Source organism: Microbacterium sp. 77mftsu3.1 (genome assembly GCF_900100525.1).
Taxonomy (GTDB): Bacteria; Actinomycetota; Actinomycetes; order Actinomycetales; family Microbacteriaceae; genus Microbacterium; species Microbacterium aquilitoris.
In genome coordinates this window covers 539,381-557,555 of the sequence record NZ_FNCR01000001.1, presented here as the reverse complement: position 1 = coordinate 557,555, position 18,175 = coordinate 539,381, and the positions used below count along the sequence as shown (strand labels likewise).

General features: G+C 69.5%; 24 protein-coding genes. 16 read left to right on the top strand and 8 right to left on the bottom strand.

The annotated features are described in order from the left end of the window. The first annotated feature begins 66 nt into the window (after nucleotides 1–66). From BLR68_RS02870 to BLR68_RS02850, 5 genes are all read left to right on the top strand, one after another. A complete protein-coding gene (locus tag BLR68_RS02870) occupies nucleotides 67–789 on the top strand; it encodes a YidC/Oxa1 family membrane protein insertase (protein ID WP_026303014.1) in 723 nt (240 codons plus the stop codon). Between the two features lie 127 nt (nucleotides 790–916). After that, nucleotides 917–1,411 (top strand): hypothetical protein, encoded by a 495-nt coding sequence (locus tag BLR68_RS02865; RefSeq protein WP_018188528.1) that lies wholly within the window; start codon nucleotides 917–919, stop codon nucleotides 1,409–1,411. Nucleotides 1,412–1,717: 306 nt separating this feature from the next. Continuing rightward, complete coding sequence (locus BLR68_RS02860; protein WP_018188527.1) at nucleotides 1,718–2,620, top strand: oxygenase MpaB family protein; 903 nt, start codon at nucleotides 1,718–1,720, stop codon at nucleotides 2,618–2,620. Between the two features lie 75 nt (nucleotides 2,621–2,695). Then, entirely contained in the window at nucleotides 2,696–3,517 is an 822-nt protein-coding gene (locus tag BLR68_RS02855) for an SDR family NAD(P)-dependent oxidoreductase (protein WP_018188526.1), read from the top strand. Between the two features lie 25 nt (nucleotides 3,518–3,542). Continuing rightward, nucleotides 3,543–3,878 carry a YciI family protein gene (locus BLR68_RS02850; RefSeq protein ID WP_018188525.1) on the top strand — a complete coding sequence of 112 codons (336 nt, stop codon included), beginning with the start codon at nucleotides 3,543–3,545 and terminating at the stop codon, nucleotides 3,876–3,878. A gap of 58 nt (nucleotides 3,879–3,936) precedes the next feature. Here the strand turns inward: BLR68_RS02850 and BLR68_RS02845 are convergent, their stop codons facing one another. The 5 genes from BLR68_RS02845 to BLR68_RS02830 form a co-directional block, all read right to left on the bottom strand. Then, nucleotides 3,937–4,773, bottom strand: coding sequence for an alpha/beta fold hydrolase (locus BLR68_RS02845; RefSeq protein ID WP_018188524.1), 837 nt, complete (start codon nucleotides 4,771–4,773; stop codon nucleotides 3,937–3,939). Between the two features lie 31 nt (nucleotides 4,774–4,804). Next, nucleotides 4,805–4,966, bottom strand: a complete 162-nt coding sequence (locus BLR68_RS17920) for a hypothetical protein (RefSeq protein ID WP_018188523.1) — start codon at nucleotides 4,964–4,966, stop codon at nucleotides 4,805–4,807. 287 nt (nucleotides 4,967–5,253) lie between these two features. Then, nucleotides 5,254–5,643, bottom strand: a complete 390-nt coding sequence (locus tag BLR68_RS02840) for a DUF2510 domain-containing protein (RefSeq protein WP_018188522.1) — start codon at nucleotides 5,641–5,643, stop codon at nucleotides 5,254–5,256. Nucleotides 5,644–5,684: 41 nt separating this feature from the next. Next, nucleotides 5,685–5,966, bottom strand: coding sequence for a hypothetical protein (locus tag BLR68_RS02835; protein ID WP_176770664.1), 282 nt, complete (start codon nucleotides 5,964–5,966; stop codon nucleotides 5,685–5,687). 66 nt (nucleotides 5,967–6,032) lie between these two features. Beyond that, nucleotides 6,033–6,641, bottom strand: a complete 609-nt coding sequence (locus BLR68_RS02830) for a TetR/AcrR family transcriptional regulator (RefSeq protein ID WP_018188520.1) — start codon at nucleotides 6,639–6,641, stop codon at nucleotides 6,033–6,035. Nucleotides 6,642–6,722: 81 nt separating this feature from the next. On the opposite strand from BLR68_RS02830, the gene BLR68_RS02825 reads away from it, so the two are divergent. Genes BLR68_RS02825 through BLR68_RS02805 form a run of 5 tightly spaced genes read left to right on the top strand, consistent with a single transcriptional unit; the run spans nucleotide 6,723 to nucleotide 11,314 of the window. Further along, on the top strand, nucleotides 6,723–8,096 hold the full coding sequence (locus tag BLR68_RS02825; protein WP_018188519.1) for a glycoside hydrolase family 30 protein: 1,374 nt from the start codon (nucleotides 6,723–6,725) through the stop codon (nucleotides 8,094–8,096). Between the two features lie 51 nt (nucleotides 8,097–8,147). Beyond that, entirely contained in the window at nucleotides 8,148–9,410 is a 1,263-nt protein-coding gene (locus BLR68_RS02820; protein WP_018188518.1) for an HNH endonuclease signature motif containing protein, read from the top strand. Between the two features lie 37 nt (nucleotides 9,411–9,447). Beyond that, complete coding sequence (locus tag BLR68_RS02815; protein ID WP_026303012.1) at nucleotides 9,448–9,840, top strand: VOC family protein; 393 nt, start codon at nucleotides 9,448–9,450, stop codon at nucleotides 9,838–9,840. Between the two features lie 35 nt (nucleotides 9,841–9,875). Further along, a complete protein-coding gene (locus tag BLR68_RS02810) occupies nucleotides 9,876–10,919 on the top strand; it encodes a DUF1266 domain-containing protein (RefSeq protein ID WP_018188516.1) in 1,044 nt (347 codons plus the stop codon). Beyond that, nucleotides 10,916–11,314 carry a GNAT family N-acetyltransferase gene (locus BLR68_RS02805; protein ID WP_018188515.1) on the top strand — a complete coding sequence of 133 codons (399 nt, stop codon included), beginning with the start codon at nucleotides 10,916–10,918 and terminating at the stop codon, nucleotides 11,312–11,314. The genes BLR68_RS02810 and BLR68_RS02805 overlap by 4 nt, the downstream gene beginning before the upstream one ends. A gap of 12 nt (nucleotides 11,315–11,326) precedes the next feature. On the opposite strand, the gene BLR68_RS02800 is transcribed toward BLR68_RS02805, so the two are convergent. The 3 genes from BLR68_RS02800 to BLR68_RS02790 are packed head-to-tail and all read right to left on the bottom strand — an operon-like array spanning nucleotide 11,327 to nucleotide 12,772. Next, nucleotides 11,327–11,623 carry a rhodanese-like domain-containing protein gene (locus BLR68_RS02800; RefSeq protein ID WP_018188514.1) on the bottom strand — a complete coding sequence of 99 codons (297 nt, stop codon included), beginning with the start codon at nucleotides 11,621–11,623 and terminating at the stop codon, nucleotides 11,327–11,329. Between the two features lie 17 nt (nucleotides 11,624–11,640). After that, nucleotides 11,641–12,225, bottom strand: a complete 585-nt coding sequence (locus BLR68_RS02795) for a TetR/AcrR family transcriptional regulator (RefSeq protein WP_018188513.1) — start codon at nucleotides 12,223–12,225, stop codon at nucleotides 11,641–11,643. A 7-nt stretch (nucleotides 12,226–12,232) separates the two neighbouring features. Continuing rightward, nucleotides 12,233–12,772 carry a hypothetical protein gene (locus BLR68_RS02790; protein ID WP_018188512.1) on the bottom strand — a complete coding sequence of 180 codons (540 nt, stop codon included), beginning with the start codon at nucleotides 12,770–12,772 and terminating at the stop codon, nucleotides 12,233–12,235. A gap of 86 nt (nucleotides 12,773–12,858) precedes the next feature. On the opposite strand from BLR68_RS02790, the gene BLR68_RS02785 reads away from it, so the two are divergent. The 6 genes from BLR68_RS02785 to BLR68_RS02765 are packed head-to-tail and all read left to right on the top strand — an operon-like array spanning nucleotide 12,859 to nucleotide 18,159. Then, complete coding sequence (locus tag BLR68_RS02785; RefSeq protein WP_018188511.1) at nucleotides 12,859–13,491, top strand: LysE family translocator; 633 nt, start codon at nucleotides 12,859–12,861, stop codon at nucleotides 13,489–13,491. 42 nt (nucleotides 13,492–13,533) lie between these two features. Beyond that, a complete protein-coding gene (locus tag BLR68_RS02780; RefSeq protein ID WP_018188510.1) occupies nucleotides 13,534–14,403 on the top strand; it encodes an aldo/keto reductase in 870 nt (289 codons plus the stop codon). Nucleotides 14,404–14,451: 48 nt separating this feature from the next. Continuing rightward, the gene (locus BLR68_RS02775; protein WP_256335301.1) at nucleotides 14,452–14,772 is read left to right on the top strand and encodes a hypothetical protein; all 321 of its coding nucleotides are present in this window, start codon (nucleotides 14,452–14,454) and stop codon (nucleotides 14,770–14,772) included. Nucleotides 14,773–14,811: 39 nt separating this feature from the next. Beyond that, nucleotides 14,812–14,976: a hypothetical protein gene (locus tag BLR68_RS17915; protein WP_018188508.1), complete on the top strand. Its 165-nt coding sequence runs from the start codon at nucleotides 14,812–14,814 to the stop codon at nucleotides 14,974–14,976. A 36-nt stretch (nucleotides 14,977–15,012) separates the two neighbouring features. After that, nucleotides 15,013–15,807, top strand: a complete 795-nt coding sequence (locus tag BLR68_RS02770) for an MOSC domain-containing protein (RefSeq protein WP_018188507.1) — start codon at nucleotides 15,013–15,015, stop codon at nucleotides 15,805–15,807. A gap of 42 nt (nucleotides 15,808–15,849) precedes the next feature. Then, complete coding sequence (locus BLR68_RS02765; protein WP_018188506.1) at nucleotides 15,850–18,159, top strand: acyltransferase family protein; 2,310 nt, start codon at nucleotides 15,850–15,852, stop codon at nucleotides 18,157–18,159. Nucleotides 18,160–18,175 lie beyond the last annotated feature (16 nt).

The window sequence follows — 18,175 nt, the reverse complement described above, 5'->3', positions numbered from 1 at the left end:
CGTGTGACCCGGCATCCGTTCGCGGCCGATCAGCCGACCCTGATCGCTCCGACGAAAGGAACCCTCGTGGACATCACCACCCTGCCTGTCATCTCCACCCTGTTCGACCTCACCTCCCGCGGCCTCCTGGGCCTGACCTCGCTCCTCACCCCGTGGACGGGAGCGTTCGCGGGCGCCCTCGCCATCGTGCTCGTGACCCTCGTAGTGCGGGCGGCGCTCATCCCCGCCGGCATCGCCCAAGCCAAAGCCGACCAGGCGCGCATCCGCCTCGCGCCGCGACTGCGCGAACTCCAGACCCGCTACCGCGGCGACCGGGAACGCCTGCAACGCGAAACCATGGAGCTCTACCGCTCGGAAAACGTGTCGCCGTTCGCCAGCTGCCTGCCGATCCTCATCCAGGCGCCGATCGTCGGCCTGCTGTACTCCGTGTTCATCCACCCGAACCTCGCCGGGCACACCAACGAGCTGCTGTCGCAGACCCTGCTCGGCGTCCCGCTCGGCACGAGCCTGCTCCACGCCGCCACCACCGGAACCGCCGACCCCGCGGCCTGGCTCGTGATCGGATGCCTCGTCCTCGCGATCGCGGCAGTGGGGGAGATCACGCGGCGAGCCTTTCGGATCACGCCGGTGGAGGGAGTGCCGGGGGTTCCGGTGGCGATGCTCGGGGCGCTGCAGTTCATGACCGCAGTCGTCGCGGTGTTCGTGCCGCTCGCGGCGGGGATCTACCTGCTGACGACGGTGACGTGGACGCTGGGGCAGCGGGTGGTGCTCAGGCGGGTTTACGGGTGAGAAGCGGTACCCAGCGCCGTGGTCCGTCTATCGGACGGGTCGACGCGCGAACGTGAAAGGGTGTGTTTCAAAGGGTCGGTTCCAACGTGGGGAATCGGTCCAGAGCGTCGGGGGGGGGGAACTGCGCATGGCTATTTCTAGGAGTAACAAGATCGCTGTCGGGTGGATTGTGGCGGCCCTGCTTGCGACAATCATCAGCTTTACGCTCGCATTCTGGCTCATCAACGGGGCGGGTTCGGCACCAAAATGGGCGAGCCCGTTGTTGACCACGCTGCCAGCTATCGTTCTCACTTGCTATATCCCGGCGCTCCACGACCTCGGCCGGCGCGTGCGTTTCTTAGCTCTAGTGGTGCTCTTGATCGGTGTCACGGCCGGATTCGTGAACTTGACCTTCGCGTTATCCGGAGGCATACCAGCCGAAGAGTTGGCGCCGGTGGCCGTCATGGGCGGAGTGAGCCTAGCTGTGACGGCAGTGGTCGGGTTGGTCGACTGGGCAAGTTCGGCGGGTTCCGAAACTCAAGACGACGACACGGAGAACGTACCGGGGGGCTGGGTTGGCGTTTTTCTCGTCATTGTGGGTCTCGTCGTTGCTGGGGCGAGCCTGATGCGATCTCGGCGGTGACTGCCCAGGTGTGACGCCAGAACCGCCTGCGCGCCAATTGCCCAACCGCTCGGAGCAACAGCCGTATATTCCTGCGGGGCCTTCGCGGCTATCGCAAGCCTGCGGGTAAATTGCCGCAGCCCTGTTGGTGGGTACGCTTCGTCGGGTCCAGTTCGCGGGACTGCGGTGACTAGACGCGCGAGACGCGGGGTCACATCGGCCGTCTGGGGGAGCCACCGAGCGACACTTGTCCCGCCGCATTTGCCTCGGCCGATTGAGAAGCGCGAACCGACCCTGCCTCACTGCACCGGTGGCACGCTTGAATCCGTGACGTCCTCCGCCCCGCCGTTCGTGAGCCAGCTCCGCGCCCGGCTGCTCACCGCCCTCGCCGGTGACCCCACCGGGATGGCGCCGTACGTCCGCGCGCTCGCTGACGGCGACGACACCGGATACTTCGCCGAGAACGGCCCGGCGTGGACCGTTCACGCGGGCATGGGCACCCTGGTCGCCGGCATCCGTGCCCTTCTCCTTCAGGCCCTGCATCCGGGCGCCCTCGCCGGCGTGCACGACTGGTCGCGCTACCGCGACGACCCGATCGGGCGCCTCACCGGCACCGTCCGCTGGGTCATCACGCTCACCTACGGATCGACGACGCAAGCGGATGCCGAGACCGCCCGCGTCGGGCGCTTCCACCAGCGCGTGCAGGGCGAGTACGTCGCCGGCGACGGTTCCGCGCGGACGTACACCGCCGAAGCCACCGACCTCGTGCGCTGGGTGCACCTCGCCTTCACCGACGCGTTCCTGCGCAGCCACGAGGCGTACGGCGGCTCGATCCCCGGCGGGCCCGATGCGTACGTCGCCGACTGGGCGACCGCCGGTCGTCTCATGCGCGTGCCCGATCCGCCGCTCACCGAGGCCGCCCTCCGCGCCGAGATCGACGGTTTCCTCGACCGCGGCGAGTTGCGCCGCGACGAGCGCGTCGACGACGTCGTGCGGTTCCTCAAGAAGCCGCCGTTCACCGGGCTCATGGGCGTCGCCTACCGCGTGCTGTTCGCCGCCGCGGTTGCGACCTTCCCGCCGCGGATCAGGCGGATGCTGGGCCTGCACCGCTCGTGGCTACCGGTGAAGACGGCGACCCGCCTCATCCTGCGTGTGACCGAGCGCGCGCTCGGGTCCGGACCCCGCGCGCAGGACATGGCGCGACTGCGGTTGCGGCGGCTGGAGGGCTAGCGCGCTCCCCGGCCACAGCTGGCGCTCATCGTCAAGAGCCGCCGTGGGCATAGCGAAGGGTGTGACACTCACGTCATGCGAACAATCGTCATCACCGGCGCCAGCGACGGTATCGGAGCCGCGGCATCCCGTCAGCTCGTCGCCCGCGGCCACCAGGTCGTCCTCGTCGGACGCTCACCCGAGAAGACCCGCGCCGTTGCGAATGACGTCGGGATGCCGCACCACCTCGCCGACTTCTCCGACCTGGCGCAGGTGCGCCGGCTCGCGGACGAACTGCTCGCGGCGTACCCGCGCATCGACGTGCTCGCGAACAACGCCGGCGGCATCTTCGGTCCTCGCAAGCTCACCACCGACGGGTTCGAGCAGACGTTCCAGGTGAACCACCTCGGCCCGTTCCTGCTGACGAACCTTCTGCGTGAGCGGCTGGTCGAGAGCGAGGCATCCATCATCCAGACCGCCAGTGCTGCGGCCCGCATCTTCTCGCGGTTCGACATCAACGACCTCAACGCTGCGCGCCGCTACTCCGGACGCGTCGCCTACGGCAACGCCAAGCTGTCGAACATCCTCTTCACCCGCGAACTGCAGCGCCGGTGGGGAAGCGAGGGCATCTCGGCCGGAGCGTTCCACCCCGGCGTCGTCGCGACCGGCTTCGCGGGCAACCTGACCGGACCGTTCCGGTTCATGTACCACAACCCCCTCGCCAAGCGACTGCTGACGACGACCGACGAGGGCGGCAAGCGCCTCGTGTTCCTCGCCGACGGAACCCCCGGCACCGACTGGCTGCCCGGCGCCTACTACGAGAACGATCGCGTCACGAAGACGCACAAGCTCGCCACCGACGAGCAGCTCGCGCGCGAACTGTGGGACCGCAGCGTCGAGATGGTGAAGCTCGGCTGAGCGCCGCCACGGAAAGGATGCCGCCATGCCGCAGTACGCCGTCCTGATCTACGCCGACGACTCCGCGCACGCGCTCGATGCGTCGTACCAGCAACTCGCCGAGCCCAACGCGCACGGTGACGAGCTCGCTCAGTCGGGAGCATTGCGCGCCGCCTACGCGTTCACGCCGCGCGCGCTCGCCCGATCCGTCCGCGTCGACGGCGTGAGCGACGGCCCGTTCGTCGACTCCGCCCAGGTCGTCGCCGGTGTGTACGTGATCGAGGCGGACGACGAGGACGCAGCACTCGCGATCGCGGCGACGAATCCCGCCATCCGCGGCGACGGCGGCGTCGAGGTCAGGCTCATCCACAGCGGCACCTGACCGGCCGCCGCAGACGCGCGCGGCGTGACCCACCCGGGGCCACGCCGCGCGGCATCCGTCAGCTCTGGATGAACGCCAGGATGTCGGGGTTCAGCACATCGGCATGCGTCGTCAGCATGCCGTGCGGGTAGCCCTCGTAGATCTTCAGCGTCGAGTTCTGCAGCATCTCGGCCTGCTGCAGCGCCGCCGCCTTGTACGGCACCACCTGATCGTCGTCGCCTTGGATCACGAACACCGGCACCGTGATCGCCGCCAGATCTTCGCGCTGATCCGTCTCACTGAACGCCTTGATGCCCTCGTAGTGAGCGAGCGCGCTGCCCGTCATGCCCTGCCGCCACCAGTTGTCGATCACCGGCTGCGACGGCTCGACTCCGTCGCGGTTGAAGCCGTAGAACGGACCGGATGCCACGGCCTCGAAGAACTCGGCACGGTTCGCCGCGAGCGCCTCGCGGAACCCATCGAACACCGACAGGGGAGTGCCCTCGGTGTTCCAGTCGGTCTGGAGCATGAGCGGCGGCACGGCCGCGACCAGCACCGCCTTCGCCACCCGGCCCTGCGGCTCGCCGTACTTCGCGACGTACCGCGCGACCTGACCGCCACCCGTCGAGTGCCCGATGTGCACGGCGTTCCGCAGGTCGAGGTGCTCGACGACCGCGCTCACATCGCTCGCGTAGTGGTCCATGTCGTGACCCGTCGCGATCTGCGACGACCGCCCGTGTCCCCGACGGTCGCTCGCGATCACGCGGAACCCCCTGCCGAGGAAGTACAGCATCTGCGCGTCCCAGTCGTCGGACGAGAGCGGCCATCCGTGGTGGAAGACGATGGGCTGGGCGTCCTTGTCGCCCCAGTCCTTGAAGTAGATCTCGGCGCCGTCGTCGGTGGTGATGAAGGGCATGGTCGTGTCTCCTTTATGTGGGTGGGGCGGTTCAGCCGAGGTCGGCGATCGCGTCGGTGATGACCGTCACGACCTCGTCGGGGTGGGAGCGCATCGGAGAGGTGCCGACGGCATCCGGAGCCAACGCGGCGCGGCGCGCGCGGATGAAGCTCGCCGACGCGCTCTCCTCCGAATTCGGTCGATCAGATGTCACGCGAGACATCCTGCCCGAGGTGTGTTTCGGGTGGGGGTCGAATGCGCAGATGGTGAGGCCGGCGCGGCGTGGCCCTCCCCAGGGACACGCCGCGCGGCATCCCTCGTTCTGAAAGAACGTCGGGACGGCGACGGCCGTTGTCCCCCCTTGGACGATCGACGCGTGCGGTGCGAGGTGTCCCCCTCAGTCGCACCGCGCGGCGTCGATCCGGTGTACCGAACTCTGCCAGCCTACGGACGCGCCCGAAACGGCGCGATGGGGAGATATCCCCATCCGTCGCCGCCGGGTCAGACCAGCTTCTCGAACACGAGGGTCGCCTGGATCCGGTCGCCGCCACCGAAGCCCGTGCTGCCGGACGAGGCCGTCGTGATGGTGTGCAGCCGGTAGCCGAGCGACGCCTGCGCGTTGATCGCCCGCTCGAGCTCGGTCAGGTTGCCAGAACCGCTGCCGAAGAACTTCTCCTTCAGCACCACCTGCAGCACGACGTAGCTCATCCCCGCCTGCGCCGGACGCGGCTGCGCACCGGCGACCGCGTCGGCCTGCGCCTGCGCGATGAAGCCGCCCAAACCCGGCTGCGGGGGAGGAGGCGGCTGCGTCCGCTCGGTCCATGCGGTGCCGTCCCACCACCGCATCGTGCCGGAACCATCGTCGTACCACCCTGCTGCCGTGTCGCTCATGCGGTCACGGTAGCGGTGCGGATGCCGCGGGCAGAAGTGCGTCAGGCGTTGCCGCTGAGCAGCCACATCATGAGGGCGCTCGTCGAGATCAAGCCGGTGACCCCGGCGATCGATCCGAGCGAACCGCCCACCAGCGCCATCACCTTCGACTGGCCGCGCGTCAGCGCGTAGATCCCGAGGCCGAACGCCGTCAGACCGAGGAGAAGCCCGGCCCACGGGACGATTCCGGTGAGGAACGCGACGATCCCGACGACCAGGGCGGCGACGGCCAGGGTGTTCTTCGGGCGAGCCGTCGCCGGGTGGTTCATCGGTGCGTCGGACATGGTTCCCCCGTCGGTCGGAAGGTGAGCGGTGATGCCTTCGATCACGCTACCGCGCGGCGCCGGCGGTCAGGCCAGGTCGACGGTGGTGAGCAGCTGCAGGTGCTTCCGCAACGTCTCGGTGACGTCGACCGCATCCGGATCGTGCATCCACTGCACCTGCACGCCGTCCCACAGTGCGAGCGTCGATACGGCCGCGAACTCGGGGTCCACACCCGGGCGGAGCAGGCCGGCATCCGCCATCTCGCGGAACGCGGTCGTGAACTCGTTACGCACCCGCGAATAGCGCAGCACGAAGTACTCGTTGCTGGGGTGGTCCGGCGTCGCCGATTCCGCCGCGAGCAGCGTGTACAGCTCGACGATGCCGGGGATCTTCTCGTTCGCCCGCGCGAGGCGCAGGAACGCGGCGGGGGTGTCGGCAGGTCCCGCGGCCGGGTTCGGGTCGGCGTCGGCGAGGCTCCGGGTGTCGCGGTCCTCGAGCACCCGCTGCAGCAGGACGCTCTTGTTCGCGAAGTGATGCAGGATCGTCGACGCGTCGATACCGACCCGATCCGCGATCTCCTTCAGCGACCCCGCCCGGTAGCCGTGCGTGGCGAACACATCGCCGGCGGCATCCAGGATCTCGCGCTGACGCGCAACGCTCTTCGCATACGGGCCGCGCCTGGTCGAAGAGGTCATGTCTTCAGCTTAATCGCGAAAGTTCAACGCCCGTTGGAGGTTGCACTACCGTAGGCGGACGCGACCCAGAGGAGAGAGCACATGGCCGCACCCATCCGCTGGACGAGCACCACTCAGGACCAGCCCTGGCAGGAGCGTGAGGCGCCCGCCCTCGGCGAGATCAAGAGCATGCCGTCGGTCATCGTCCAGACGGACGACCCGCAGCAGACCATCGAGGGCTTCGGCGCCTCGTTCAACGAACTCGGCTGGACCTCTCTCGCGCACCTCAGTGAAGAGGACCGGGATGCCGTCATGCGAGAACTCTTCGAACCGGGAACCGGTCTGAACCTCACCCGGTGCCGCATGCCCGTCGGGGCCAACGACTTCTCGACCGACTGGTACAGCTACGACGAGACCCCCGGCGACCTCGTGCTCGAGCACTTCTCGATCGAGCACGACCACGCGACGCTCGTGCCCTTCATCCAAGCGGCGCAACGGCATCAGCCCGGACTCACCCTGTGGGCCTCGCCGTGGAGCCCGCCCACGTGGATGAAGACCAACGGACACTACGCCGCCGCCAAAGCGAGCCCGCTCGCGGCGGGAGTCGACAACGGCATCCGCGACGACCAGCTCGGCGCCGAGGGCACCGACATGATGCGCCTCGACGACGACACGCTCGCCGCCTACGCCGCCTATTTCGGGCGGTTCGTCGACGCATATGCCGAACTCGGTATCCCTATCACGATGGTGATGCCGCAGAACGAGTTCAACTCCGCGCAGATCTTCCCGAGCTGCACCTGGACCCCCGAAGGACTCGCCTCGTTCATCCGCCACCTCGGTCCCGCGATGGCCGCCCGCGGCGTCGATGTCTTCCTCGGCACGCTCGAACGCGCCGACGACGGTCTCGTCGAGCGGGTGCTCACCGACGAGACTGCCGCCGGTTTCATCCGCGGCATCGGCGCCCAGTGGGCGGGCAAGGGAGCAGTCCCGTATCTGCACCGACACCACCCGGAGCTGGCGATCTACCAGACCGAGCAGGAGTGCGGCGACGGCCGCAACGACTGGCGCCTCGCCCGCCACGCCTGGTCGCTCATGAAGCACTTCCTGTTCCACGGGGCGACCGCCTACATGTACTGGAACATGTCGCTGCTCGAGGGCGGGGTGAGCCGCTGGGGCTGGGCGCAGAACTCGCTCGTGACCGTCGACCCCGACAGCGGCTCGTACGCCTTCACGCACGAGCACCTCATGCTCAAGCACGTCTCCCACTTCGTGCGGGCGGGGGCGCGCCGCATCCCGACGCTCAGCTACACCGGCCATGAGAACCAGCTGGTGTTCCAGAACCCCGACGGCAGCCTCGTCATCGTCGTGCAGAACGACCTCGGCGATCAGATGCCGATGACCTTCATGATCGACGGTCGGGCGCTCGACGTCGTCCTGCCGGCGGACTCGCTGAACACGCTCGTCATCCCCGCCTGACGTCGAAGCGGTGCCGGAACCGATGTCGGAGGCCCTCACCACAATGGAGGTATGACCGAACGGCCCCGCATCAGCATCGACGAGCACGTGACGCTGCTCGCCGGTGTCGTGCACGACGCGGTCAGCGTCGAGCGGCTGCTGTCGCACCTCGAGGTCGTGAAGGTGAAGGTCCTCGCCCGGGCCAGCGCGCTCGCCGAGGCGAACGCCGCGGGCAGTGCGAACGAGCGTGACATGGCCCTGCGCGAGATCGCCGCCGAGCTCGGGGGAGCAGTCGCGGCATCCGATCGGGTCATGCAGCGTCGCATCGATGAAGCCCGGACCATCGTGGAGGACTATCCGGCGGCCCTGAAGGCGTGGGAACTGGGTCGCATCACGCGTGCGCACGTCCGTGTGATCACGGATGCCGGGGCGAACCTGCCGGGCGACGTCCGCCCCATGTTCGAGGCGATCGCCGTCGAGCGGTGCCGCCATGACACCCCCAACCGGGTGCGCGCCGAGATCGAGATCCTCGCGCACCGGATGCACCCGCGCTCCTTCACCGACCGGCATCAGGATGCCGCGGCCCGCCGGTCCGTGCGCATCGTGCCCGGCCAGGACGGCATGTCCGAGCTGATCGCGAACCTGCCCACAGTGCTCGCCGAGGGTATCCACGACCGGCTCACCCAGCAGGCCCGCGCGATCATCGACACCCGCAAGGAGCGCGGCGGTATCGAGGACATGGCGACAGACGAGCGGACCACCGATCAGGTGCGCGCCGACGTGTTCGCCGACCTGCTGCTCGCGGGAACGCCCGCGCTCGACGACACCCGCGACACGACCGCCGGCCCGCTCGGCGCGATCCGCGCACGCGTGCAGGTCGTCGTCCCCGCGACCGCGCTCGCCGGCGAAGACGCCGCGTGCGACCTCGTCGGGCGTTCGCCCATCGACGCCGACACCGCCCGGCGCCTCGCCGGCGGCACCCCATCGTGGGAACGCCTCGTCACCGACCCGATCTCGGGCACCGTCCTCGCCGTCGACACGTACCGTGTGCCGCTCGCGATGCGTCGCTACCTGCAGGCCCGCGACCAGCACTGCCGATTCCCCGGATGCCGCATGGCCGCCATCCGCTGCGAGGTCGACCACACCCACGATCACGCCCTAGGCGGCAAGACCGAGGTCACCAACCTCGGTCACCTCTGCCAACGGCACCATTCGATGAAGCAGTTCACCAAATGGCGGGTGCGACAACTCGGGGGTGGCGTCCTCGAATGGACCTCACCCCTCGGCAGAACGTATCGCGAAGACGCACCGACACCGGCGTTCGCTCCTGCCTGAGTTTTTTGAGATGCCTGAGATGCCCGAGACTGTCGACATGGCCGGTTTCCATCACGTCGAACTCTGGGTCGCCGACTTCTCCGCTGCGCAGACCGAATGGGGATGGCTCCTCTCCGAGCTCGGGTTCGCCCGCGAGAGCGTATGGACCGAGGGGGAGTCGTGGGCAGCGGGCGGTGCCTACCTGACCCTCACGACGTCGCCGAACCTGTCGACGACCGTGCACGACCGGCGCGCTCCCGGGGTGAACCACATCGCCTTCTCCGGCGGATCGCGCGCCGACGTCGACGCGATCATCGCCGCCGCGCCTGACCACGGCTGGCACCCCCTGTACCAGGAGCGGTACCCGCACGCCGGCGGCCCCGATAACTACGCGGGGTGGCTCGAGAACTCGGCCGGAGCCAAAGCCGAGATCGTCGCCGACGCACCCTGACACGACCGGCTCCGCTGCGGTGCCAGGATGGTGCGGTGGCCCCTGACGTGAACGCGCTCCAGAACCATCCCGGTGACGTCGAATACCCGGTCCGGTCCCGTCGCAGGTACGCCCGCGTCCTCGAAGCCAAGCGCAAGGCCGACCCCGCCGAGATGCGCCGACGCGCTCTGCCCGTCACCCTCATCGCCGCCCCGTTCGGCATCGCGGGCTTCGTCCTTTCGTTCGTGTGGCAGGTCGACGACGTCATCGTCAACTTCTTCGCCTTCGCTGTCGGCATGGCGGTCGGTCTCCTCGTCGCCTCGATCATCCTGGCGCGCCGGGATGCCGGTGCCCCGCGCCGAGCCCAGCTCGCCTACATCGCGGCATCCGGTCGACAGCCGCTCACTACGCGGCAGCAGCAGATCCTCGCGCTCGACTGCGCCAGTGACTTCGCCGCCCGCGGCTGGAACGGGTCGCTCGCGTTCACTCCCACGTACGCCGAACTCCCGCAGGAGCTGCGCACGAAGCACCAGGACGGTGAGAAGGGGTCGCCCTGGTTCTCGCTGCCCGTCGCGTCGCTCAAGCAGCTGCGCGGCGCCCTCGACGAGCAGTTCAAGATCGTCACCAAGGCCGACGCCGAGCTGCTCGTCGCCGACACGCTCGCCATGGGCCTCAACTCGCAGCGCTTCGCCGAGGTCGTCCACAGCGACGGCGGCGAGCACATGATGACGCGCGTCGCCGGGCTCACCGAGATGCCCGTCTTCGACATCCAGGACCTCGCCCGCGGCACCGAGGAGCACCCCGCCCGGCTGCTGCTGGCCGCCGACATCGAACGCGGCATCGGCGGCATCCGCTATGCGTATGTCGCCGGCTACCTGACTGCGGAGGAGACCTGGACCCTGCTCGAGCCGCTCGCCGAGAAGGCGTTCGCCACCTACCGCAGCTGGGACGAGTACTGGCGCGAGGTCATCATCGCCACCGCGTTCCGCACCGACTCGCTGCAGGCCGTCCAGAGTCAGCGCGACGCGCTCGCCGACCTTCGCAGGTCGTCCTGGCCGGCGGCATCCGTTACCTGGCCGGCCAGCGGAGCGCGCGCATGAGGGTCGCGACCGACCTCGCCGAGATCGATCTCGACGTCGTGCACCGTTGGCTGTCCGAGGGCGCGTACTGGGCGCTCGGCCGCAGCCGTGACGTCGTCGAGCGCGCCGCGCAGAACTCCCTGAACTTCTTCGCCCGGGCCGACGACGGGACGCCCCTCGGCTATGCCCGCGTCGTCACCGATTCCGCGACGTTCGCGTGGCTCTGCGACGTCTACGTCGACCCGGCCGCGCGCGGGCAGGCCGTCGGCAAAGCGCTCGTCGGCGCCGTCGTCGCCACGCTCGAGCCGATGGGCCTGAAGCGCACGCTCCTCGTCACCGCCGACGCGCACGGACTCTACGAGCAGTTCGGGTTCGAGCCGTACCCGACGCCCGAGCGCCTCATGCAGCGCGGCTGACGCAAGGCCCGGTCACTTCTCGACCGCGCGGCCCTCCGCGATCCAGGAACCCGTGCCGCCTTCGACGTTGGTCGTCTCGAGACCGTGGTGCTCGAGGAACGCCGCCGCGCGCGCGCTGCGTCCGCCGGCCTGGCAGATGAGGTGCAGGTCGTCGAGCTCGCGCAGCTCGTCCAGGTGGTCGGGCACCGTGGCGAGGGGGATGTTGCGCGCGCCGGGCACGTGACCCGCCGCGAACTCGTCGGGTTCGCGGACGTCGATGATGTTCGCGGGGGAGGCCTCGGCCAGCTGCGCCGTCGTGATGGAGTGCATACCTCGATGGTCGCAGATCAGAGCGGATGCCGGGCGGTCAGGCTCGTCAGATGGTGCTCCAGGAGACGGCGCGCGTGCGTCTCGGGATCCGCCGGATCGGCCCACAGCAGGTGCAGCGCGAGCCCGTCGAGGAGCGCCTGCAGACGGAGCATCTCGAGCGCGATGTCGATCTCGTCGGGCAGGTCGAGCTGACCCAGTGCGACGCCGCAGATCAACCCGACACCGTCATGCAGGTCGCGCACACTCTCGGTCAGGGTCGCGTCCGTCAGTGCGAGACTCCCCAGCTGCAGCTGCGCGATCAGCTCGACCCGGCGGGTCGTGTCGAGCGGCAGCAGCTCGAGCAGGAGGGCGATCGCCAGCGGCATCCCCTCGCCCGTCAAGCCCGTCACGCGTGCGGCGACGGCGTCGTGGATCCGGTCGACGCAGTACCGGCGGAGCGCGAGCTGGGTCGGGAACGCGCGACGGAGGGATGCCGTCGCGAGCCCCGCCTCGTCAGCGATTTTTCGCACCGAGAGTGCGGCGAGTCCGTCACGGGCGAGGACGCGCATCGCGGCGTCCCCGATCGCACGGTCGCGCTCGTCGTGGTCGATCAGTCGCGGCATATTTCCATCATGCCGCGACGGCGGGTGCCTTCTTCGGCCAGACGGTGTAGCCCAGCGCCCATAGGACGTCGATGCCGATGACGACCCCGAGGATCGGGAAGAACCGCAGCAGCTCCGACGTGCGTTCGGGAGCCCCGACAAGCAGGATCAGCCCGCCCAGCACGGCCGCCGCGATGGCGGCGGCGAGCAGGGTGCGGGGCACGTCCTTCCAGCAGGCGCGTGCGTAGTCCCAGCCGTACCGTCCGGGGCGCGGCGCCGCGCCCCGGAACCATTGAGCGAATTTCGCGTCGGCCCACGCCACCATCCGGTGTCCGTACGCGACCGAGACGCCGATGTAGAGCGCGGCCAGGCCGTGATGCCACGACGCGGTACCGCCCCCCAGGAGATCGACCCCGACGAGGACGAGCAGGATCAGGTCGATGACCGGAGCCGCGAGCAGGAGCATCGCTCCCAGACGCGGGCGACGGAAGACGTAGCGGGCGACGAGACCCGCGATGATCGCGAGCCAGAAGCCGATTTCGCAGGCGATGATCGCCACCAGGATCACGGGGATTCCTTTCGTCCGAACGAGTCCGATCAAAGTAGCACGACTGTGCTAAATAAGCCGGCCGCCGGTCGCGATAGCGTTCCTTCGTGATCCCGATCGAGAACCTCCTCGCCTTCGCCCTGGCGTCGATGGTGATCATCGTCATCCCGGGTCCCGGGGTCCTGTTCGTCATCGGCCGTTCCATCGCGCTCGGCCGCCGCGCGGGAGTGCTCAGCGTCCTCGGGAACTCGCTCGGGAACATCCCCGCGATCCTTCTCGTCGCCTTCGGCGTCGGGGCGATCGTCGCCTCGTCGGTCGTCGCGTTCACGGCGATCAAGATCATCGGCGCGATCTATCTCGTCTACCTGGGCGTCCAGGCGATCCGGCACCGGAAGCACCGAGCCGAGCGGGACGGGCGAGCATCGGCATCCGTCGTCACCCTGCTGCGTCAGGGGTTCATCGTCGGGCTCACCAACCCGAAGACCATCGCGTTCTTCGTTGCCGTGCTCCCGCAGTTCGTCGCTCGGGATGCCGGACCGGTCTGGGCGCAGCTGTTGTTCCTCGGCCTCGTGTTCCAGGCGATCGCCCTCGTCTGCGACAGCACGTGGGCGGTCGCCGCAGGCACCGCACGCGCGTGGTTCGGGCGCTCGCCGGCACGCCTGGCGACGCTGTCGGGCGCGGGCGGATTCCTGATGATCGGGCTCGGCGGGGCACTCGCGCTCACCGGCGCGAAAAGCTGACGAACGGGAATGTTCCGGAGCGCTCGTGCGCTGGAACACCCCATGACGAACAACACGAAGCCTGCACAGTCGTCCGGCACGTTCCGCATCGGCGGAGACCTCGAGGTCACCCGCCTCGGCTACGGAACCATGCAGCTCACCGGCCCCGGCGTCTGGGGTCCGCCGAAGGACCACGATGAGGCCATCCGGGTCCTCCGGCGCAGCATCGAACTCGGCGTGAACTTCTTCGACACCGCCGAGTCCTACGGCCCGTACGTCGCCGAGGAGCTCCTCAAGGAAGCCCTCCACCCCTACGCCGACGACGTCGTCATCGCGACGAAGTCCGGCCTCACCCGCACCGGCCCGAACGTCTGGCCCCCGCTCGGACGCCCCGAGTTCCTGCGTCAGGGCGCGGAGATGAGCCTCCGGCGCCTCGGCCTCGAGCGCATCGACCTGTTCCAGCTGCACCGCATCGACCCGAAGGTCCCCCTCGCGGACCAGGTCGGCGAGCTGAAGGCGCTGCAGGACGAGGGCAAGATCCGCCACATCGGCCTCTCCGAGGTCTCCATCGACGAGGTCAAGGCCGCTCAGGAGATCGCCGAGATCGTCACGGTTCAGAACCTCTACAACCTGCAGCACCGAGACGCCGAGGACCTCCTCGACTGGTCGGAGGAGCAGGGCATCGGTTTCATCCCGTGGTTCCCGCTCGCGACCGGCGGCCTCACCGGCCCCGACTCGCCGCTGACCGACATCGCCGAGCGCAAGAACGCGACCCCCGCCCAGGTGGCCCTCGCATGGCTGCTCAAGCGCTCGCCCGTCATGCTCCCGATCCCGGGCACGTCGAGCGTCGCCCACCTCGAGGACAACCTCCAGGGCGCCGTCATCGAGCTGACCGACGAGGAGTTCGCGGAGCTCTCGAAGCTCGGCAGCTGAGCCCCGACATCCCTGGCGTCACGCGTCCACCTCTGCAAGGGTGGGCGCGTGACGCATTTCAGTGGTCAACCCGTCGTTCGGATGTGGACCGGTGTGGTGCGCGCCGAGGATGCGGACCGCTACATCCGGTACGTGGAGCGCACCGGCATGGATGCGTATCGCGCCACCCCCGGCAACCTCGGCGCGTGGCTGCTGACGCGCGATCTCGGCGGCGGCCGCACGGAGATCACGACCCTGTCGCGGTGGGAGAACCTCGCCGTGATCGCGGCCTTCGCGGGCGACGACATCGAACGTGCGGTGTTCTACCCGGAGGACGACGAGTTCCTTATCGAACGCGATGAGCGGGTCCGTCACTATCGGCAGGCGTGACCGTATCTTCTTCACCCGATCCCGCGTACGGTGAGCACTATGTGGACAGTTCTCATCATCTTGTTGATCATCTGGGTGGTGCTGTCGATCGTCGGTTTCGCGTTCGAGGGTCTCTTCTGGCTCGGCCTCATCGGCATCGTGCTCTTCGTCGGCACCCTCGTATTCGGCTTCATCCGACGGAGCGCTGCCAAGAAGAAGGTCTGATCGGGGCCACGGCTGCCGGTGGTGCACGCTAGAGCCATGGCTGCTGTCTCGTCGCTCTACCGGTATCCGATCAAGGGCTTCACTCCCGAACCGCGCACCGAACTCGTCGTGCAGGCCGACGGGCGTATCGCCGGCGACCGCGTGCTCGCCTTCCGCTTCGCCGACGCCACGGCTCCCGAGGACGACGACGGCCTCGACTCCTGGCCGAAGAGCCACGGCCTCGCGCTCATGGACTTCCCGTCCATCGCCCGCCTGCGCGTCGAGTTCGCCGACGGCATCGTGCGCATGACCGACGACGGCACGCTGCTGGTCGAGGCGAGGCTCGACGACACGGGTCGCCGTGAACTCGAGGACGCCGCCACCGCTTTCGTCGCGCGGTCCTCCGATGCGAGACTCCTGCACCGCGAGGGCGTCCTGCCCCTCCGGCTCATCGGCGACGGCGTCACATCACGGTTCCAGGATCGCGCGCGCGGCTACGTCTCGCTCCACGGCGAGTCGACGGTCGCGCAGGTGGATGCCGCCGTGCCCGCGCCCGTCGACGATCGCCGCTTCCGCTCCAACATCGTCGTGTCGGGCACCGCGCCCTGGGAGGAGCTCGACTGGTCGGGCCGCGTCCGCATCGGCGACGTCGACTTCGAGGTCCAACGCCCCATCGGTCGGTGCGCCGCGATCACCGCGAATCCAGACACGGGCGAGCGCGATGCGCGCCTGCTGCGCGTGCTGACGACCGAGTTCGGCCAGAGCGAGGCGACCCTCGGCATCCTGCTGCTCCCGGTCGGCGACGGCGGCACGGTGCGCGTGGGGGACGAGGTCGTCGTCGACCGGGACTGACCGCGTGGGAGCGATCCCATAGACTCTTCGTCGGCATTCCTCATGCACTCCCCGACCCACACCCCCGCCCCACCGCGCCGCGACATCCAAGGCCTTCGCGCCCTCGCCGTCCTCGCGGTCATCGGCGCACACGCCGCCGGGTGGCCGGCGGGCGGGGTCATGGGCGTCGACGTGTTCTTCGTCATCTCGGGATTCCTCATCACCGGGATGCTGCTGCGCGAAGCGCGTGACACCGGCCGACTCGCGCTCGGCTCGTTCTACGCGCGCCGAGCGCGCCGCCTGCTGCCCGCGGCGCTGACCGTGCTGATCGCCGTGACCGTCGCCGGCTGGTTCCTGTTCAACCGCACCCGCGGTGAGCAGACGCTGTGGGATGCCGCCTGGGCCGCCGTCTTCGCCTCGAACTGGAACTTCGCTGCGCAAGGCACCGACTACTTCGCCGACACCGGAGCGGTCTCGCCGCTGCAGCACTTCTGGTCGCTGTCGGTCGAAGAGCAGTTCTACCTCGTCTGGCCGCTGCTGCTCCTGATCGTCGTCGCCCTCGTCGGTCGCACGCGGGTCAGGATCGTCGCGGGCGTTCTCGCGGCAGCGGTCGTGGCCGGGTCCTTCGGCTGGGCGCTCGTCCAGTCCGATTCGCAGGCGACCATCGCGTACTTCTCCACGCTGACCCGCGCGTGGGAGCTCGGCCTCGGCGCGCTCGTCGCCGTTCTCGTCCCCCTGCTGCGCCGCATCCCGCGCGCGCTGGGAGGCGTGATGCAGTGGACGGGCGTCGCGGGTATCGTCGCGTCGCTGCTGCTCATCGACCCGACCGGGGGAGGCTTCCCCGCCCCGTGGGCGGCGGCGCCCGTCACCGCCACGGCGCTCGCGCTCGCGGGCGGGGTCGGGGGAGACCCGCGCCACCGACACCTGTTCCCGCTCACCAACCCGGCGTCCGTCTTCGTCGGCGACGCCTCGTACTCGCTGTACCTGTGGCACTTCCCGGTGGTGGTCTTCGCGGCAGCGCTGCTCCCGGCATCCGAGTGGCATGTCTGGATCGTGCTGGGCGCAAGCGTCGTCCTCGGCCTCGCGTCGTACCTGATCGTCGAGCAGCCCCTGCGCTACGCGCCGTTCCTCGGCGGGATGCCACGCGCCGAGGCCCGTGAACCCGAACCGGAGCCGGAGCCCGTCCCCGTGCCGGTCCTTGCGGTCGCGACGACGCGCCCCGCGGGGTGGACGCCGGGGACGCGATACTTCCCGGGATCATCCCGGCCGGCGGCTCCGCGCATCGAACCCGCCGCCATCGCCGCGGCGCCCATCCCCGTCGCCGAGCCGGTCGTCGCCGAACCGGCCACCGAGCCGCGCGGGAGTGCGCTCGCCGCATGGCGCGAGCGCTTCGCCGCGCAGGTCTTCCTCGCGACGGCCGGACTCGTCGTCGTCGCACTCGCGGGCGCGCTCGCGGTGACGGCATCCGGTCATGGTCCCCGGTTCGGCCTGCCCGAACTCGCCCCCGCGGCGTCGGCGCCCACGGTCTCGGGCGACCCCACCGCCGATCTGCAGGCGGAACTGGCCGCCGCCGTCACGGCGGACGCGTGGCCCGACCTCACCCCGTCGCTCGACCGCGTGATGGCGGCGTCGTCGGGAGCCAACCCCGCGCACGACTGCTTCTCGCCCGGCGCGACGACGGCCTGCGGGTGGGGGAGCGGCGATGCGCCCGTGCACATCTGGCTCGTCGGCGACTCGACCGCCATGGCATACGCGCCCGCATTCCGCCGCATCGCGGACGACAGCGCCGGCAGCATCCGCGTCTCGGCCATGGGCATGTACGGATGCCGCTTCACCGACGTCCTCGTCGAGAACGACGACCCGCAGGTGATGGCGGGATGCCAAGCGCGCAAGGCCGCCGTGCGAGCCGCGATCCTCGCCGATGCGCCCGACCTCGTCGTCATGTCCAACGCGTTCACGCTCGGGCGGACTGTCGACGGCACCGACCTGTCGGCGGACGCGCTCATCGCCGCACAGCGACGCGAGGCCGACACCTACGGGATGGGCGAGCGGATGCTGCACCTCGCCCCGCCGCCCCAGGGCGTGAGCCTCGCCGCCTGCTACACACCGACGTCGTCGCCCCGCGCGTGCGACAGCGCGGTCGACGGGACGTGGCGCACGATGGAGGCCCTCTCGGAGCGCGCCGCCAGGGACGCCGGCGACCACGCCATGTCGTCGCTCGCGTTCACGTGCGCCGACGACGTCTGCCCGCCCTTCGCGGGGTCGATCCCGACGAAGTACGACCAGACCCACCTGACCGTCGAATACGCCGAGCACATCGCGCCGGCGCTGCGGCAGGCGCTCGACACCGCGGGTCTGCTGACCACGCGCTGACGACCTGCGCCAAGAT

Bases quoted from the DNA above. Each gene is read 5' to 3' on its own strand.
- BLR68_RS02765 (WP_018188506.1), top strand. From the start codon at position 15,850: ATGCACTCCCCGACCCACACCCCCGCCCCACCGCGCCGCGACATCCAA.
- BLR68_RS02795 (WP_018188513.1), bottom strand. From the start codon at position 12,225: ATGCCGCGACTGATCGACCACGACGAGCGCGACCGTGCGATCGGGGAC.
- BLR68_RS02850 (WP_018188525.1), top strand. From the start codon at position 3,543: ATGCCGCAGTACGCCGTCCTGATCTACGCCGACGACTCCGCGCACGCG.
- BLR68_RS02820 (WP_018188518.1), top strand. From the start codon at position 8,148: ATGACCGAACGGCCCCGCATCAGCATCGACGAGCACGTGACGCTGCTC.
- BLR68_RS02835 (WP_176770664.1), bottom strand. From the start codon at position 5,966: ATGTCCGACGCACCGATGAACCACCCGGCGACGGCTCGCCCGAAGAAC.
- BLR68_RS02805 (WP_018188515.1), top strand. From the start codon at position 10,916: ATGAGGGTCGCGACCGACCTCGCCGAGATCGATCTCGACGTCGTGCAC.
- BLR68_RS02840 (WP_018188522.1), bottom strand. From the start codon at position 5,643: ATGAGCGACACGGCAGCAGGGTGGTACGACGATGGTTCCGGCACGATG.
- BLR68_RS02825 (WP_018188519.1), top strand. From the start codon at position 6,723: ATGGCCGCACCCATCCGCTGGACGAGCACCACTCAGGACCAGCCCTGG.
- BLR68_RS17915 (WP_018188508.1), top strand. From the start codon at position 14,812: ATGTGGACAGTTCTCATCATCTTGTTGATCATCTGGGTGGTGCTGTCG.
- BLR68_RS02780 (WP_018188510.1), top strand. From the start codon at position 13,534: ATGACGAACAACACGAAGCCTGCACAGTCGTCCGGCACGTTCCGCATC.
- BLR68_RS02770 (WP_018188507.1), top strand. From the start codon at position 15,013: ATGGCTGCTGTCTCGTCGCTCTACCGGTATCCGATCAAGGGCTTCACT.
- BLR68_RS02815 (WP_026303012.1), top strand. From the start codon at position 9,448: ATGGCCGGTTTCCATCACGTCGAACTCTGGGTCGCCGACTTCTCCGCT.
- BLR68_RS02855 (WP_018188526.1), top strand. From the start codon at position 2,696: ATGCGAACAATCGTCATCACCGGCGCCAGCGACGGTATCGGAGCCGCG.
- BLR68_RS02865 (WP_018188528.1), top strand. From the start codon at position 917: ATGGCTATTTCTAGGAGTAACAAGATCGCTGTCGGGTGGATTGTGGCG.
- BLR68_RS02830 (WP_018188520.1), bottom strand. From the start codon at position 6,641: ATGACCTCTTCGACCAGGCGCGGCCCGTATGCGAAGAGCGTTGCGCGT.
- BLR68_RS02800 (WP_018188514.1), bottom strand. From the start codon at position 11,623: ATGCACTCCATCACGACGGCGCAGCTGGCCGAGGCCTCCCCCGCGAAC.
- BLR68_RS02845 (WP_018188524.1), bottom strand. From the start codon at position 4,773: ATGCCCTTCATCACCACCGACGACGGCGCCGAGATCTACTTCAAGGAC.